Below are 15,895 nucleotides of genomic sequence, written 5' to 3' on the forward strand. Positions count from 1 at the left end.
GCGGCATCCTCCCCCATCGTCCGGTGCGATGCCAGCCCCCTCGGTCACTTTCGACGGCGTGTCCAAGCGTTACGGGTCCACCGCTGCGGTCGACGCGGTGTCGCTGACGATCGAGGCGGGTAGCTTCGTGGCGCTGGTCGGGCGGTCCGGGTCGGGCAAGTCGACGCTGCTGAAGACGATCAACCGATTGGTCGAGCCGAGCACCGGCCGCGTCCTGATCGACGATGCCGATGTCGCCACAGGCCCCGCCGCCGCGTTGCGCCGCCGCATCGGTTATGTGTTCCAGCATATCGGCCTGTTCCCGCACATGAGCGTCGCGGAGAACATCGCGATCGGTCCGCGCATCGCCGGCGACGCTGCGCCCGACGTGGCGCGCCTGCTGGACCTGGTCGAACTGCCGCGTGAGGTCGCGTCGCGCGATCCGGCGGCGCTGTCGGGCGGGCAGCGCCAGCGCGTCGGCATCGCCCGCGCGCTCGCCCCGGGCGCGAAGCTGTTGCTGATGGACGAGGCGTTCGGAGCGCTCGACCCGCTGACCCGCGATGCGCTGGGGCGGCGATTGCGCGACCTGCACGACGAACTCGGGCTGACGACGATCCTCGTCACGCACGACATGGCGGAGGCGCTGCTGCTCGCGACGCGCGTCGTGGTGATGGATTCCGGCCGCGTCGTCGCTGACGAAACGCCGCACGCGTTGCTGGCGGGGTCCGGGGGCGAACAGGCGCAGGCGCTGGTCGCGGTGCCGCGCGAACAGGCGCAGCGGATCGCCGCCCTGTGAACGCCTTTCTCGATGCGCTGGGCCGGGTACCGCCGCTGCTCGCCAGCCACGTGCTGCTGTCCGCCGCCGCATTGCTGCTGGCGCTGGTCATCGCCGCGCCGCTCGCCGTCGTCGCCAGCCGCCGCCCCAATGTGGCGCGGGTGGCGCTGGGGTTCGCCAGCCTGATCCAGACGATTCCGTCGCTGGCGTTGCTGGCGCTGTTCTTTCCCCTGCTGCTCAGCCTGTCGGCGCTGGTCGGGGGCGGCATTCCGGCGCTGGGCTTCCTGCCGTCGCTGCTCGCGCTGACGCTGTACGCGCTGCTGCCGCTGCTGCGGAACGGCGTCGCCGGGCTGGCCGGGATCGACCCCGCGGTGACCGAGGCGGCGGATGCGGTGGGGATGACGCCGGCGCAGAAGCTGCGGTTGGTGGAGGCGCCGCTCGCCGCGCCGGTGGCGATCGCGGGGCTCCGGACCGCGGCGGTGTGGACGATCGGTGCGGCGACGCTGTCCACCACCGTCGGGCAACCGAGCCTCGGCGACCTGATCTTTGCCGGGTTGCAGACGCAAAGCTGGGCGCTGGTGCTGGCCGGATGTTTCGCCTCCGCGGGGCTGGCGCTGGCAGTCGACGCTGCGATCGGGTTGGTCGAGCGTGGCATCGCTCGCCGGCGGCGCGGGCTGTGGATCGCCGGGCTGGCGCTGCTCGCGATCGGCACTTCGGCGGCAACCGCGCCGTTGTGGCCGCGGGGCGAGGGCAAGGTCGTGACTGTCGGCGCGAAGAACTTCGCCGAGCAATATATCCTCGCCCGATTGATCGGATCGCGACTGGAAAAGGCGGGCTACACCGTCCGGTACCGCGACGGGTTGGGGTCGGCGGTGATCTTCGGTGCGGTCGCGAGCGGGGATGTCGATGTCTATGTCGATTATGCCGGCACGATCTGGACCAATGAGATGAAACGCACCGACGTGCCCGCGCGCGGACCTATGCTGGCGGCGATGGCTCAGTGGACGAAGGGGCGCGACGTGACGCTGCTGGGCGCGCTGGGGTTCGAGAACGCCTATGCCTTCGCGATGAAGGCGCCGGGCGCGATCCGCACGCTCGACGATCTCGCCGCCGCCTCGCCCCGGCTGCGGCTGGGCAGCGATCTGGAGTTTCTGGAGCGTCCGGAATGGGCGGCGGTGAAGGCGGCCTATCCGATGCGCTTCGCCGCGGCGACGCCGTACAGCCCGACCTTCATGTATCAGGCGCTGGCGAGCGGGCGGGTCGATGTGATCTCCGCCTTTTCGTCGGACGGGCGCATCGCTGCGGACGGGCTGACGGTGCTGACCGATCCGCGCCGTGCCATTCCCGGTTACGACGCGATCCTGCTGTTGTCGCCGGGACGCGCCGGGGACGCGCGGTTCGCGGCGGCGCTGAAGCCACTGGTCGGCCGGATCGATGTGGAGGCGATGCGCGCCGCAAACTATCAGGTCGATCGCGAGACGGACAAGCGCACGCCGGAACAGGCGGCGAAATGGCTGTCGGCGAAGGTCGGGCGGTAGGGTCGACCGATCAGAAGAACAGCTTCCGGATCGACACGCGCACCGACCGACCGAGCGGATCGAGATAGTCCGGCTGGTACGTGATCGGCGTCGCCCCCGTCGCGTCCGTCACCCGCTGACGCGTGTTGAGCAGGTTGCTGATCCCCGCCGTCACGCGCACGCCGCGCAGCCACGGATGCGCCCGCACCCAGTCCAGCCGGCCACCGAAATCCGCGAACAGCCGCAGATCGGCGGTCGCGAGCCCGCCGAAGTTCAGGTCCTGTGCGGAGGTCAGGCCATTGACGGTCGTGCCGGTGCGGTAATTCACCGACAGCCGTGCGCCCAGCCCGTTGTTGCTGTAGCCCGCCTGCCCCTCGAGCTGGTGCCGTGCCTGGCCACCACTGGAGCCGATCGCGTCGCCGTTCAGCAGGTCGAGCGACGGTCCGCCCTCCGCCACCAGTACGCGATCGGTGAAGCGCCACGTGTGATAGACGGCGAAGTTCAGCCGACCGCCGCCCCCACCACGCCCACCAAAGCGGCCCCCGCCGGGACCACCGCCGAAGCCGCCGGGCCCGCGCTGACCACCAGCGCCCGGTCCAGCCGCACCCGGTCCACCCGCACCCGGTCCACCCGCGCCGGCTCCTTCCCCACCGGGGGTCCTGCCGCCGCCGGGCGGACGCAACCCCTCGAACGGGTTGGGGCCGGTGCCGGCGCGGAACGCCTCCAGCTGTTTCTGGATCTTCGACTTCAGCGGCATCGAGAAATTGACGCCCCAGCGAAGCTGCGACTGTTCCGTCCGCGCGAAGTTCACCGGCCGCGTGTCGATGCCGATCAGCTCCCCGTCCGCATCGCGCACGAACCGATCGGGGAACGCCGCCTCGATCGCCGCCGTCGCCGCCGGGAAGCTGGCGACCGGATTATCGACACGCGTGTCGACGTAGTTGGCGGTCAGCGACAGGTCGCGCGCACTCCACGGCTTCAGCGTCAGCCCGACCTTCTTCACGTGCCGCTCGAACCCGTCGAGCAGCGGGTTGCCGCCGCTGATCGTCGTCACCGTCGCCGTCGTGCCGCGCACATAGTCGAACACGCGCACGTTGGGGGTGGTGATCGTCGGGTTGCCCAATTGCTGAGCGGACGGCGCGGACTCCTCGTCGGTCGCCGACGCGATCAGTCGCACGCCGTCGATCGGCGACCAGTTCGCACCGTAACCGGTCGTCAGCAGCGTGCCGAAATCCGACAGGTGATCGACGCCGACGTTCAAATTCGCGGACAATTGCCCCAGCGGCGACAGGATGTCGCGTGATCGGCTGGCGATCGGCAGATCGATGTTGACCTGCCCGTTGACGATATCGCGCGACACGTCGCCGAGCGAGTTGGTGGCATTGCGGAACGACCGCGACGAGAAGTCGCTGGTGCTCGCGCCGACGCGCACGCTGGTCGTCACCTCGCCCGCCGGCAGGTCGAACAGGCTGCCGGTCAGCAACAGGTCGCCACCGCCGGTCGAGCTGGTCGAGCGCGCGCGGTTCGCCGGCAGCACGCCGAACTGGCTGGCGACCAGCGTGCCGTTCGGATCGCCCGCGAAGCCGCTGGCATCGACGCCCGTCTCGGTGCGCGTATCGCTTTCGACCCGGTCGTAATTGCCCGTGAACGACCATTGCCACTGGCCGAGACCACCGTTCAGCGTGGTGCCGAGATGCCCGGTCAGCGTGCTGCCCCGCTGCGTCAGCGGCGAGAACCCGTCCTCCAGCCGGCGGACGACATCGCCCGGCAGCGTCACCACCGGCAGGCCGAACTGCCCGGTCGTGTCCGCCAGTTCCAGCGTCCCGTTGAACGTCGCCGACGTACCCAGCAGCGGCGTCGCATAGACGGCGTTCGCCTCGAAATTGCGCGTCTGCGGCAACAGCGTGCGGTAGGCGCGCTGGTCGAAATTGGCCGTGCCCTCGTCGTTGCTGGCGGCGGAGATATTACGCTGCGACTCGAGCAGTGCGCTCGCCTCGCTATATTCCAGATGCAGATTGGCGCGGCCGTCGCGCTGGATCGACAGCAGGTCCAGTTCACCCTCCGGCGCGGTACGGCCGCCCTCGGTCGACAGGCGTGCGTCCGCCTCGACGGTGGCGGCGCGGAAACGGCGGCGCAGGACGATGTTCACGACGCGGCTGTCGGCGCGATAGCCGTATTTCAGCGCGACCTCCTCGGGCAGGATCTCGACGCGCTCGATCGCCTCGGTCGGGATGTCGCGGATTTCCTGGAAACCCGAGATGCGCTTGCCGTTCAACAACGTGACCGGTGCGCCGCCACGCCCGCTGGTCGTCTGCGGCGCGAGTTCCGTCAGCAGGTCGGAAATCGAGCTGACCCCGTAGGAGCGGACATCCGCCGCACCCAGCGTCTGGTCGGGCGGGATATCACCGACCACCGATCCGCGCGGGCGGGACCCGGTGACGACGATGTCTTCCCCCGCGCCCTCTTCTTCCGCCGCACCGCCGGCCCCGCCAGACGGCTCGCGTTCGCGCTCCGGCTGCGCGCCCGGTTGCTGGGCACCCGATTGCTGAGGCGTCGTTTGCGGTTGCTGCCCGGTCTGCAACCCGGTTGGCGCCGTCGTCGCTTGCGCGGCGGCGGCGACCGGAGCGGTCTGGGGCGTGGGCAGCGCGGCCGCCATCATCAAGATCATGGTCATCGGGATCAGCGCCTAGAGGGCAATTGTCGCACAAATGTGCCGGTCAGCGCGATGTTCGTCGCAACCATGCGACCGCGCCCGCCGCCGCCAGCAGGCCCGCACCCCAGCCACGCCCCCGCTTCAGCGCCGCCAGCCCGCCCGTCGCCATCAGCGTCGGCAGCATTCCCGCCCCCACCGGCGGCACCGTCACCGGCTGCTTCGGCTCGGAATCATCCTTGGGCAGGGTCGTCGCCAGCCCCACCGCCGGCTGGTCGGCGACCGATGCACCGCGGTGCCCCATCGGCCGCACCGGGCCGTCGGTCGTGTCGCGATCCGTCTGCCGCTCCAGTTCCGAATTCAGTTCCGCCCCGAGCAGGAACACATAGGCCGACAGCGACAGCCATGTCAGCATCACGACGATCGCGCCCAGCGACCCGTACGTGGCATCGTAGCTGCCGAAATTGGCGACGTAGAAGCCGAACCCGGTGGTCATCGCCAGCCAGATCACCGTCGCCGCCACCGATCCGGGCGTCAGCCATGTCCATTGCGCATGCCGCCGGTCCGGTCCGTAGCGATACAGCGTCGCCGCCCCCGCCGCCGCCAGCCCGGCGAGCAGTACGTAGGACGACAGGCGGATGCCCACGACCAGCCAGGTCGGCGACCACGGCATCAGGTCGCCGAGCAGCGCGACCGCCGCCACCGTGCCCATCGCACCCAACACCAGCACGACCGCGCCCGCGGTGACGCCCAGCGCCAGCAGCTTCTGCGTCACGAAGCTACGATCCTCATGCTCCTCATACGCCACGTTCAGCGCCGTCACGATTGCCCCCGCACCGCTCATCGCCCCGTACAGCGCCAGCGCCAGGGCGATGATGAGGCCGAAGCCCTTTTTCCCCTCCGACGTGGTCACGACCTGCAACAACTGGTCGCCGATCAGCTTCGCGACATCGCGTGGCATCACCGACGTCAGCGACGCGACATGCTCGCCCACCGTGTGCGGATCAGCGGCAAGGCCGTAGACCAGCACCGTCGCCCCCAGCAGCGGCACGATCGACAGGAATGCATAGAACGCGACGCCCGCCGCGATCAGGCCGATATTGTCCTCGCCGGCCTCGTTCCACGCGCGGAGCAGCACCGCTTTCCACCCACGCGCGGGGATCGCCCAGGGGCTCGCCGCGTGCGCCCCGGCTATCTCGTTGATCTTGCTGTTCATTGCCGCCCTGCTCTGATCCTTCGGACACAAACGCGGCGACGGCACGTTGGCCGCATATCACAGGGGGAAAAAGCCGGGTGGCCATCGATCGCAAGCTCGTCGACAGCGGCCGCCGCCCGCTGCCGGCCCAGACCGTCGGTGCGGCCGCAGGCAACCCGGCGCAGGTCATCGCCGCCAACGTGCCGGGGATCAGCGGCCTTTTGGGACTGGCGGTCGGCGTCGTGGTCATCGCCGGGCTGTTCTTCGCCAAGGACGTGCTGATCCCGATCACGCTGGCGATCCTGTTGTCGTTCGTGCTGTCGCCGATCGTCGGGTTCCTGCGCCGGCTGAAACTGCCGCGCGGGCTGGCGGTGATGGTTGCGGTGCTGGCGGCGTTGGGTCTGGTGGGGGGGATCGGCACGCTGGTCGGGATGCAGGCGGCCTCGCTGTCAGACGACGCGCCCGGCTATGTCCGCCAGATCGAAAGCAAGATGGACGGGGCGAAGCGGTTCGCCGCCGACCGCGTCGCCTTCTTCGCGCAGGACAGGGCGCGCCCCGCCCCGACGGTATCGGGCTCGCCGCGCAACAACACCGAACGCGTCCTGGCCGGCCGCGATCGCCAGCCGGTGCCGGTGCGCGTGACCGAGACCGAACCCGACGCGCTGTCGGTGGCGGGACAGGTGCTCGGCCCCGTCGTCGGCCCGTTCGAGACGTTCGTGATCGTGCTGGTCGTCGCGATCTTCATCCTCATGCAGAAGGAGGATCTGCGCGACCGCCTGATCCGCGTGTTCGGGTCGTCCGACCTGCACCGCACCACGCTGGCGATGGATGACGCCGGCGGGCGGCTGTCGCGGTATTTCCTGTCGCAGCTGGCGGTGAACGCCAGCTTCGGCACCGTCATCGGCGTCGGCCTGTGGGCGATCGGGCTGCCCGTGCCGGCGCTCTGGGGAATCCTCGCGGGCATCCTGCGCTTCGTGCCCTATATCGGCGCGCTGCTCGGTGCGGCCCTGCCGCTGGTGCTGGCGGCGGGCGTCGATCCCGGCTGGGGCATGGTGATCGGCGTCGCGATCCTGTTCGCGGTGGTGGAGCCGCTGGTCGGCTATGTCGTGGAGCCGTTACTGTATGGCCATTCGACCGGCCTGTCGCCGCTGTCGGTGGTGGTCGCGGCGGTGTTCTGGACGTGGATCTGGGGGCCGGTCGGCCTCGTCCTGTCGATGCCACTGACGCTGTGCCTCGTCGTGCTGGGACGGCACGTCCCCAGCCTGGAGTTCGTCGACATCCTGCTCGGCGACCAGCCCGCGCTGACCCCGGTCGAGAGCTTCTACCAGCGGATGCTCGCCGCCGATCCGGAGGAGGCCCTGGAACAGGCGGAGGCGCTGCTGACCGAACGTTCGCTCACCGCCTATTATGACGAGGTCGCACTGGGTGGGCTGAAGCTGGCGGCGGAGGACACACGGCGCGGTGCGATCGACCGCGACGGTGCGGGCCGGATCGTCCGGTCGATGCTGACCGTGATCGGCGAACTCGACGAGCATGACGACACTGCGGCGCTGTCATCGTCCGCGCCCGACAAGCGGCTGAATCCGATGCCGGCCAGCGGCGATGTCGCGATCGACGAAACCGCGCCGCGCGACCTCCCGCGCGCGCCGGATGCGTGGGCGGCAGCGGATACCGTGACCTGCGTCGCCGGGCGCGGCGTCCTGGACGATGCGGTGACGGCGATGCTGGAACAGTTGCTGGCGAAGCGCGGCTTCGGCGTCCGCCGCGTCACCCACGCCGCGGTCGGGCGCGATGCGCTGGAACGGATCGACTATACGGCCACGCGCCTGATCTGCCTGTCGTATCTGGAGATCGGCGGCACCCCCAGCCATCTGCGGTATCTCGTCCGCCGCCTGCACCGCGAGGCCCCGCATGCGCGGATCATGGTCGGGTTGTGGCCGGAAGGGGAGGCGGCACTGAGCGACGAGCAGATCCAGCGGACGCTCGGCGCGGACCTGTATGTCGGCAGTCTGGGCGCCGCGGTCGAGGACGCGCTGGCGCTGGCGGGGGAGCCGGTGGCCGCCGCCGGCTAGGCCGGTCGCCCCAGCATCAGCGCCGCCCGCGTCGCCCTGCACACGACTTCGTCGCGCTGGTTCAGGCCGGAGTGGACGAAGGTGACGATCCCCTGCCCCGGCCGCGACCGGGAGGCGCGGATCGCCGTCACCTCCGTCTCGGCGCGGATCGTATCGCCGGCGAACACCGGCCTGGGGAACAGCGTCTCCTGAAAGCCCAGGTTGCCGACGGTCGTGCCCATCGTCGTGTCCTGGACCGTCAGCCCGACGACCAGACCCAGCGTGAACAGCGAGTTCACGAGCGGCCGTCCGAACTCCGTCCGCGAACAGTAATCGTGATCGATGTGGATCGGCGCAGGATTGTACGTCAGCGAGCTGAACAGCATATTGTCCATCTCCGTCACCGTGCGACGGATCTCGTGGACGAACCGCTGCCCCACCACGAACTCATCGAACCACAGACCCGCCATATCATCCACTCCGCACCGGCGCTCGAGCCGCCATTCCCGTCCTCCTATCCTGCCGCGAAGAAGGGAACCAGATGCGCCACGGACCGCTGAAACTGAAGGCGCAGATCCTGTGCGGCGACGCCATCGCGTTCGGACCGGGCAAGGCCGATTTGCTGGAGGCGATCGGCGCGCACGGCTCGATCTCCGCCGCCGGCCGCGCGCTCGGGATGAGCTATCGCCGGACATGGTTGCTGGTCGACGAGATGAACCGCTGCTGGGCGGAGCGGCTGGTGGCGACCGACGGGCGGCGCGGGGCGGGTCTGACCGATTACGGCCGCACGATCCTGTCGGCCTATCGCGCGCTGGAGGCGACGATCGACGCGGCGACGGCGTCGTCGCAGGCGTTCGCGCTGCTCGGGCGATCGGTGCGGCCCGAACCGCTGGACCGCGCCCCGGAATAGTCGTCAGGCGCCAGTCGTCAGGCGCCAGTGGTCAGGCGCCAGTCGTCAGGCGAACGCCGGCGCCTGCCGCAACTGCTGGTACGCCGCGATCACCCGTTGCAGTTCGCCCTCGTGGCTGCGGTCGCCGCCGTTCCGGTCGGGGTGGAACTTGCGCACCAGCTCCGAATAGCGCCGCCGCAGTCCCGCGCGGTCGGCATCGGGGGCCAGCCCCAGCACCTTCAGGCTGGCGCGGTCCTGCCCGGACAGGGGCTTGCCGTCATTACGCTCGGGCGCGGTTTCGCGGCGATAGCGCGCGGCGATCGCATCCAGCGGGTCGTGGAAATCGGCCCAGCGCGGTGCCTGATCGCCCGCCCCCGCGCGGGCGAAGGCGCGCGTCTCGCGCTCCCAGCCGGCGGTCGGACGCTGCGCCTCGTGGATCTCGTCCGCGGTCATGCCCTCGAAGAAATTATACTTCGCGTTGAACGCCCTGACATGATCCAGGCACATCCAGCGAAAGCGCGGCGGGCCGCCATCGCTCGCCCCCTCCAGCGGCGGCGCGCGGAATTCGCCGGGCTCCTCGCAGCCCGGCTGCGCGCAGGCTCGTCCGTTCGCGTCGACCCGTCCGTGGAACCGGGTGCCGGGTCGTTCCTTCCGTTCCATGACCTTACGTATTCGATCCCTGTCGCCAAAGCGGCTATGTAGGAGCCGATGGACATCACCGCTACCGACCCGCTCGACCGGATCATCGCCGATCGCCTGACCCAGGCGCTCGCCCCGTCGCATCTCTCTGTCAGCAACGACAGCGCGCAGCACCGCGGCCATATGGGCGACGACGGCACGGGGGAGACGCATTTCAGCGTCGACATCGTCGCCGACGCCTTTGCCGGCCAGTCGCGCGTCGCCCGCCAGCGACTCGTCAACCACGCGCTCGCCGACCTGCTTGCGACCCGCATCCACGCGCTCGCGATCCGCGCCCGCGCACCCGGAGACGCCTGATGGCCTACGACCTCTGGTATTGGCCGTCGATTCAGGGCCGCGGCGAGTTCGTGCGGCTCGCGCTGGAGGGCGGCGGCATCCCCTACCGCGACCGGGCGCGCGACGACGGGGCGGAGGCGCTGCTGGACGATATGGAGGCGCGGCAGGGCCGGGCGCCGTTCGCGCCGCCCTATCTCGACTGCGACGGGCTCGTCATCGCGCAGGTCGCCAACATCCTGATGTATCTGGGCGAGCGGCATGGCCTCGCGCCGTCGTCGATCGCCGACCGGCTGTGGCTGAACCAGATCCAGCTGACGATCACCGACCTCGTCGCGGAGGTGCACGACGTCCACCACCCGGTCGCGACCGGCGACTATTACGAGGACCAGAAACCCGAAGCCGCCCGCACCGCCGCGCAGTTCCGCGAGGAGCGCCTGCCCAAATTCCTGACCTATTTCGAGAGTGCGTTGAACGGCGCGGACTGGCTGGTCGATCATCGCTGGACCTATGCCGACACGTCGCTGTTCCAGGTGATCGCGGGGCTGCGCTATATGTTCCCGCAGCGGATGGCGACGCTGGAGCCGGATTATCCCGGTCTGGTGGCGCTCCACGACCGCGTCGCCGCACTGCCCGGCATCCGCGCCTATCTGAAGAGCGACCGCCGACTGGCGTTCAACGAGGACGGCATCTTCCGCCACTATCCCGAATTGGACGCGGCATGACCCGAGAGCCACGCCCCGCGGCGCGCATCCTGCTAATCGATGGGCAGGGCCGCGTGCTGTTGTTCCGGTTCACGCCCGACGACCGGCCGCCTCTGTGGTGCACACCCGGTGGCAAGGTCGATGAAGGCGAAACCTACGAAGCGGCGGCGTCGCGCGAGCTTTGGGAGGAAACCGGCCTGACACTCGACTGCGGGCCGCAAGTGGCGCGCAGGCAAGTGCAATTCGTGACGTTCGAGGGGCAACCGGTCGATGCCGACGAGCGCTATTTTCGCATCGACGTGGATACCTGCGACATCGCCGCGGCCGCGTTGACGGAAATGGAAACGCGGGTGCTGGATAGCTGGCGGTGGTTCACGATCGCAGAACTCTCGACCTGGGACGAGATGATCTACCCGGCCGACTTGGCCGATCTCCTGACAACAACACAGGCAGTCGTGGCATGACCCTGACGCGTTATCCGCTCTCGACCGGCGTAGACCTCGACGTCCAGACCGCGGGCGACCGCGCCGCGCCGCCGGTGATCCTGCTCCACGGCTTTCCCGAATCGCACCGGACATGGCGGCACATCGTTCCCGATCTCGCACGCGATCATTTCGTCGTCGCACCCGACCAGCGCGGCTACGCCCGCTCGTCCAAGCCGGCCGCGGTCGAGGATTACGCGCCCGACCGGATCGTCGGCGACCTGCTCGCGCTGGCCGACGAACTCGGCATCGGCCGTTTCACGCTGGTCGGGCACGACTGGGGCGGTGCGGTGGCGTGGATGGCGGCGCTGACCCGGCCCGACCGCGTCGAGCGGCTGGTGATCGTCAACGCGCCGCACCCCTATGTCTTCCAGCGCTCGCTGTTCGAGGACGCGGAGCAGCGCACCGCCAGCCAGTACATCACCCGCTTCCGCGACACGAACCTCGACCGCAGCATTCTGGCGAAGGGGCTGGAGCATTTCCTCTCGACCAGCTTCGCCGGCCACGTCGCGACGGCGATCGCCGGCGAGGACAAGGCGGCGTATCTCGACGAATGGTCGCAACCCGGCGCGCTGACCGCCATGCTCAACTGGTACCGCGCGTCGAGCATCGTCGTGCCCGCGCCGGGCGAGGATGCGCCGCGGCCAGCGTTTCTCGACCGCCCCTTCCCGCCGGTGACGCAAAGAACGCTGGTCGTCTGGGGTACGCAGGACAAGGCGTTGCTGCCCGTGCAGGTGGACGGCCTCGATGAACTGGTGCCGGACCTGACCGTTGCGAAGGTCGATGCCGGTCACTTCGTACCGTGGCAGAACCCCGACGCCGTGATCCGCGCGATGCGGGATTGGGGGATCTGACAATCTCATTCCTCCCCTCCCCTCCCCTTCAGGGGAGGGGAGGGGCGGTGCCGCGAGCCGTACGCTGGTGGAGAGGCCCCACCCCAACCCCTCCCCTGAGGAGGATCGTTGCAAGCCCTCTTCTGCCACCCCGGCGAAGGCCGGGGTCCAGTCGAGATGTCGGCTGTAATCTGCTGAGAACGTCAACCAACTGGACCCCGGCCTCCGCCGGGGTGGTGGCTTGGTGGCAGGCAGCAAAGCTTTTTCGCAGTGATTCCCCTGAAGGGGAGGGGCTTCTCGGGCCGTTCAGAAATACCGCGCCAGCGTCACCTCGAACCGGCTGCGCTCGATCCCGTACAGCTTCAGGGACGAATCGATGTCGTTGTAGGTCCAGTTCACCTGCGGCGAGAAGCCGAACAGCCGGATCTTGCGGTTGCCGAGCGTCGTCCGCACCACCAGCCGCGTATCGCGACGCGACTTGAGGTCGAAGATCGGTAGCGGCGCATCGAACATCGCGCGCGACAGGCCGAGGCTGCCGCCGACGTTGAACCCATAGGGCAGTTCGCCGCCCACACCGACATTGCCGCCGATCTCGGTGTTGGAGAATGGCTTCTCGCGCAGCCAGTCGCGGCGCACGAACGGCCCCGCCGACATCACGATCGTCCGGGTCAGCGCATGTTCCAGCGTGCCGTACACGCCCCCCTGCCAGCCGTCATAGCCGCGATCGAAGAACGCGCGGACGTGCCGCACGTCGATCTGGTAGCCGAAGCGGTCGCGCGTCCCGAGCACCATCTGCCCGCCGGTGCGGACCCCGACCTGCTCCGTGGTGGCGTTGCCGCCGTACCAGCGGCGCGCATACACCCCCTCCAGCGACACGCTGCTCGTCGGGGTCAGCCGGTACTCGGCCCCGCCCGCCAGCTGCACGGCGTAATCGTCGAAGTGCCGGCCACCGTAATTGGTGCCGTTCGCATCCAGTTCGGCCAATGCCGACACGTTCGGCGCCACCGGCAGGCGCAGCCCGGCGGAAAGCTGCGCGGTCTGGCCCAGACCGGACTTGGCCTTCGCGTCCTCGTTCAGGTCGGCCTGATACGCCTGATCGCCGAGCAGGACCGTGATCGACTGCGCGGTGGTGGCGTTGTTGATGTTGGTGTCGGGCGCGATGCCGATGTTGAAGTCCAGCCGCCACGCCCGCCCGCTGCGGATCGTGTCGCGCACGGTGCGGATCGTGCGGGCGATCTGTTGCGGCAGATCGGCATCCTGTTGCGCGATCCGCAGCTGCCGGTCCGCGCTGGCCGTCTTCTTCAGAGCCATGAGCGCCTGCGCCAGCTCCAAACGTACGCGCGTCTGGCGCGGATCGTCGGCCAGAATCGCCATGAACGCGTCGGCCGCACTGGCGTAATCGCCCGTCCGCGCCGCGATCAGGCCACCGAGAAAGCGCGTCTGCAGCTTGAAGCCGGGCGCGAGGCGCAGCGCCTCGACCAGCGGCTTCGCTTCGGCGAAATGCTGCTCGCCGATCAGCCGCTCCGCCGCCGCCAGCAACTGCGGCGGCGTCAGGGTGATCCGGCAGGTGCCGTCCGCGCAGGTCCGCTCGGGCGCGGCCAGCGCGGGAGCCGCCGTGGCCCACAACCCCGCCACGGCCGCTCCCGCGACCGATGCCGCGATCCGCATCGCCACTACCTTCCGGTGCCGGCGCTTACTTCTTGCCGCCGACGAAGCCGCCCATGATGTCGACGCGCTGGTTCGGAATGCCGCCGACGATGCGGAAATTGCCGCCGATATTCTTGGCGTCGGGGCCATAGAAGGTGCCGTCGATCGAACTCGCGCCGGCGCTGGTCGTGCCCGCGCTGACCGCGGTAAAATCGATCGGCACCGCCGCGCCGTTGTTCGAGAAGCCGGCCGACGCGAAGGTGCCGGCGAACGCGGTCGACGCCGCCGTCCAGCTTGCCGATCCGTTCGCGGTGAAGGTCGACCCCGAGGGGATCGACAGCGTCGAGTCGGCGATCGGCGCATCCTTGAAGAACGCCGGTCCGACGGTGCCCGACAGGCCGAGCGTCAGGCTGCGCTTGCCGAAGTCCACGTCGACGCCGCTGGTGCCGCTCAACCATTGTTGCACGGGGATGCTGCCGTCCTGCTGCATCACCATCGTCGCCAGGAACTGACCGTCGAAGCGTGCGGTGCCCTTGGTCGGCGTCTGCAAGACCGTGCTCCGCGATCCGAATACGAAGACACCTTGCTCGGATACGGAAGAACCGTCCGTGCCCGCCTGATTGCGCTCATATCCGGCCAGCGACACGAACGCTCCGTCCGTGTTGGGACGCTGGTAGAAGAAGTTCACGAAGACGCCCTCGCCCTCGAAGACGTTGAGATAGTTGAAGCCGGTGAGCAGCGGCACCTGCCGCTCGACATGATCGGCGTCGGTCGTCGTGCGATGGCCAGGATCCTGGAACCTGATATCGCGTGTGACGCCCGCCTTGTCGTCGGCCAACGACATCACGAAGATGCCGTCGCGCGGATCATAGCTGATCGTGCCGGACGGCGCCGCCACGGTGCTGGCGTTGCCGCGGTACAACGATGATCCATTGGCGTTGATCGTCAACGAATGCATCGCGCCGACCGCGTCGAACGTCGTCGCGGTCTTCACGTCGAACAGGTTGGCCTGCGAACTGGTCGGCGCCGTCGGGGTCGGGGTCGCGGTGGGGGTCGGCGTGGCGGTCGGCGTCGGCGTCGCGGTGGGTGTCGGCGTACCGCCGGTCGAGCCGGCCGAGGAACCGATCGATGCGACACCGCCGCCGCCGGAGCCGCCACAGGCGACCAGCGGGAGTGCAGCAAGGGCAATGATCGTCGCGCGCATCGGTGAGTCCTGTCCCGGGAAATCGTCCGGGCCGGATTACCGCGTGGTGGTTAACAAGCTCTCAACCCTGTCCCTCCCCCGCCGGCCTTGCGGTGGGGGTGACGCCGCCCGCGCATCGGCTTACAGCGCGCGCATGTCCCGTACCTCCGCCCGAACCAAGGCGCGCGCCGCCGCTCGCCTTGCCGCCGTCCAGGCGCTCTACCAGCATGACATGGAGTCGACGGCGATTCCCGCGCTGCTCCACGAATTCCATCATCACCGTCTCGGCGCGACGATCGAGGACGTGGAATACGCCGAAGCCGACATCCTGTTCTTCGACGATCTGGTGAAGGGCGCGGCGGCGCGGCTGGGCGAAGTCGATCGCCTGATCGAGGAGAAGCTGACCACCAGCTGGACGCTCGCGCGACTCGACAAGCCGATGAAGGCGATCCTGCGCGCGGGCACCTACGAACTGCTCGCGCGCCGCGACGTGCCGGTCGGCGCGGTCATCAGCGAATATGTCGATGTCGCCCATGCCTTTTACGAAAAGCGCGAGACGGGCTTCGTCAACGGCCTGCTCGACGCGATCGCCAAGGACGCGCGGGCGCAGGGCTGAACGAGGGCTTCCGGTGGCCGACATCGTCAACCTCAACCGCGCCCGCAAGGCGAAAGCGCGCGCGACGGCGAAGGCCACCGCCGATAGGAACAGCATCGCCTTCGGCCGCAACAAGGTGCAGAAAGCCGCGGATACGGCGGATGCCGAACGCCGCAAGGCGCTGCTCGACGGCGCGAAGCTGGACCGCGAGTAGGCTCCGGCCCCTACCCCCGCTCCGTTCGCTGAGTAGGGATCGAGCGCAGTCGGGAGCCTGCATCGAGAGCCTGTCCCAAGCTTTCGATACGCAGTCTTGACTACGCTCGACCGCCAACGGAGACTAACGGTGGTTCGCGATCGTCTTGTATGTCCACCCCCACTGAACAAAGTCGAAGCGTTCAACAGCAGGCCTGATCTCCGAACCTG

General features: G+C 69.1%; 16 protein-coding genes. 10 read left to right on the forward strand and 6 right to left on the reverse strand.

Going from position 1 to position 15,895, the window contains the following annotated elements; all coding sequences use genetic code 11:
• Positions 1-28 precede the first annotated feature (28 nt).
• Positions 29-775, forward strand: a complete 747-nt coding sequence (locus tag ILT43_RS10075; protein ID WP_204198841.1) for an ATP-binding cassette domain-containing protein — start codon at positions 29-31, stop codon at positions 773-775.
• Entirely contained in the window at positions 772-2,292 is a 1,521-nt protein-coding gene (locus ILT43_RS10080) for a glycine betaine ABC transporter substrate-binding protein (protein ID WP_204198842.1), read from the forward strand. The genes ILT43_RS10075 and ILT43_RS10080 overlap by 4 nt, the downstream gene beginning before the upstream one ends.
• Before the next feature lie 10 nt (positions 2,293-2,302).
• Here ILT43_RS10080 and ILT43_RS10085 read toward each other — a convergent pair whose 3' ends face one another.
• Positions 2,303-4,945, reverse strand: a complete 2,643-nt coding sequence (locus ILT43_RS10085; RefSeq protein WP_204198843.1) for a TonB-dependent receptor — start codon at positions 4,943-4,945, stop codon at positions 2,303-2,305.
• Positions 4,946-4,988: 43 nt separating this feature from the next.
• A complete protein-coding gene (locus ILT43_RS10090; RefSeq protein WP_204198844.1) occupies positions 4,989-6,137 on the reverse strand; it encodes a YihY/virulence factor BrkB family protein in 1,149 nt (382 codons plus the stop codon).
• Positions 6,138-6,214: 77 nt separating this feature from the next.
• On the opposite strand from ILT43_RS10090, the gene ILT43_RS10095 reads away from it, so the two are divergent.
• On the forward strand, positions 6,215-8,188 hold the full coding sequence (locus ILT43_RS10095; RefSeq protein WP_204198845.1) for an AI-2E family transporter: 1,974 nt from the start codon (positions 6,215-6,217) through the stop codon (positions 8,186-8,188).
• Here the strand turns inward: ILT43_RS10095 and ILT43_RS10100 are convergent.
• Complete coding sequence (locus ILT43_RS10100; protein WP_204198846.1) at positions 8,185-8,637, reverse strand: MaoC family dehydratase; 453 nt, start codon at positions 8,635-8,637, stop codon at positions 8,185-8,187. The two genes, ILT43_RS10095 and ILT43_RS10100, sit on opposite strands and share 4 nt — an antisense overlap.
• 71 nt (positions 8,638-8,708) lie before the next feature.
• Here ILT43_RS10100 and ILT43_RS10105 point away from each other — a divergent pair, with 71 nt between their 5' ends.
• Complete coding sequence (locus ILT43_RS10105; RefSeq protein WP_204198847.1) at positions 8,709-9,077, forward strand: winged helix-turn-helix domain-containing protein; 369 nt, start codon at positions 8,709-8,711, stop codon at positions 9,075-9,077.
• Between the two features lie 45 nt (positions 9,078-9,122).
• Here ILT43_RS10105 and ILT43_RS10110 read toward each other — a convergent pair whose 3' ends face one another.
• Positions 9,123-9,716, reverse strand: a complete 594-nt coding sequence (locus tag ILT43_RS10110; protein WP_204198848.1) for a J domain-containing protein — start codon at positions 9,714-9,716, stop codon at positions 9,123-9,125.
• Between the two features lie 48 nt (positions 9,717-9,764).
• On the opposite strand from ILT43_RS10110, the gene ILT43_RS10115 reads away from it, so the two are divergent.
• From ILT43_RS10115 to ILT43_RS10130, 4 genes are read left to right on the forward strand one after another with little or no spacing between them, the layout of a single operon-like run.
• Complete coding sequence (locus ILT43_RS10115; protein ID WP_204198849.1) at positions 9,765-10,052, forward strand: BolA family protein; 288 nt, start codon at positions 9,765-9,767, stop codon at positions 10,050-10,052.
• Complete coding sequence (locus ILT43_RS10120) at positions 10,052-10,753, forward strand: glutathione S-transferase (protein WP_204198850.1); 702 nt, start codon at positions 10,052-10,054, stop codon at positions 10,751-10,753. The genes ILT43_RS10115 and ILT43_RS10120 overlap by 1 nt, the downstream gene beginning before the upstream one ends.
• Complete coding sequence (locus ILT43_RS10125; protein ID WP_204198851.1) at positions 10,750-11,196, forward strand: NUDIX hydrolase; 447 nt, start codon at positions 10,750-10,752, stop codon at positions 11,194-11,196. The genes ILT43_RS10120 and ILT43_RS10125 overlap by 4 nt, the downstream gene beginning before the upstream one ends.
• Positions 11,193-12,068: an alpha/beta fold hydrolase gene (locus tag ILT43_RS10130; RefSeq protein ID WP_204198852.1), complete on the forward strand. Its 876-nt coding sequence runs from the start codon at positions 11,193-11,195 to the stop codon at positions 12,066-12,068. The genes ILT43_RS10125 and ILT43_RS10130 overlap by 4 nt, the downstream gene beginning before the upstream one ends.
• A 285-nt stretch (positions 12,069-12,353) precedes the next feature.
• Here ILT43_RS10130 and ILT43_RS10135 read toward each other — a convergent pair whose 3' ends face one another.
• Together ILT43_RS10135 and ILT43_RS10140 are read right to left on the reverse strand one after the other, a co-directional pair.
• A complete protein-coding gene (locus ILT43_RS10135; protein WP_204198853.1) occupies positions 12,354-13,715 on the reverse strand; it encodes a surface lipoprotein assembly modifier in 1,362 nt (453 codons plus the stop codon).
• Between the two features lie 25 nt (positions 13,716-13,740).
• Positions 13,741-14,898, reverse strand: a complete 1,158-nt coding sequence (locus ILT43_RS10140; RefSeq protein ID WP_204198854.1) for a transferrin-binding protein-like solute binding protein — start codon at positions 14,896-14,898, stop codon at positions 13,741-13,743.
• Between the two features lie 133 nt (positions 14,899-15,031).
• Here ILT43_RS10140 and nusB point away from each other — a divergent pair, with 133 nt between their 5' ends.
• Complete coding sequence (nusB, locus tag ILT43_RS10145) at positions 15,032-15,493, forward strand: transcription antitermination factor NusB (RefSeq protein WP_204198855.1); 462 nt, start codon at positions 15,032-15,034, stop codon at positions 15,491-15,493.
• Between the two features lie 13 nt (positions 15,494-15,506).
• A complete protein-coding gene (locus tag ILT43_RS10150) occupies positions 15,507-15,686 on the forward strand; it encodes a DUF4169 family protein (RefSeq protein WP_204198856.1) in 180 nt (59 codons plus the stop codon).
• Positions 15,687-15,895: the final 209 nt, after the last annotated feature.

The sequence above is a fragment of the Sphingomonas longa genome (genome assembly GCF_016892685.1).
In the GTDB taxonomy this organism is placed as follows: Bacteria; Pseudomonadota; Alphaproteobacteria; order Sphingomonadales; family Sphingomonadaceae; genus Sphingomonas; species Sphingomonas longa.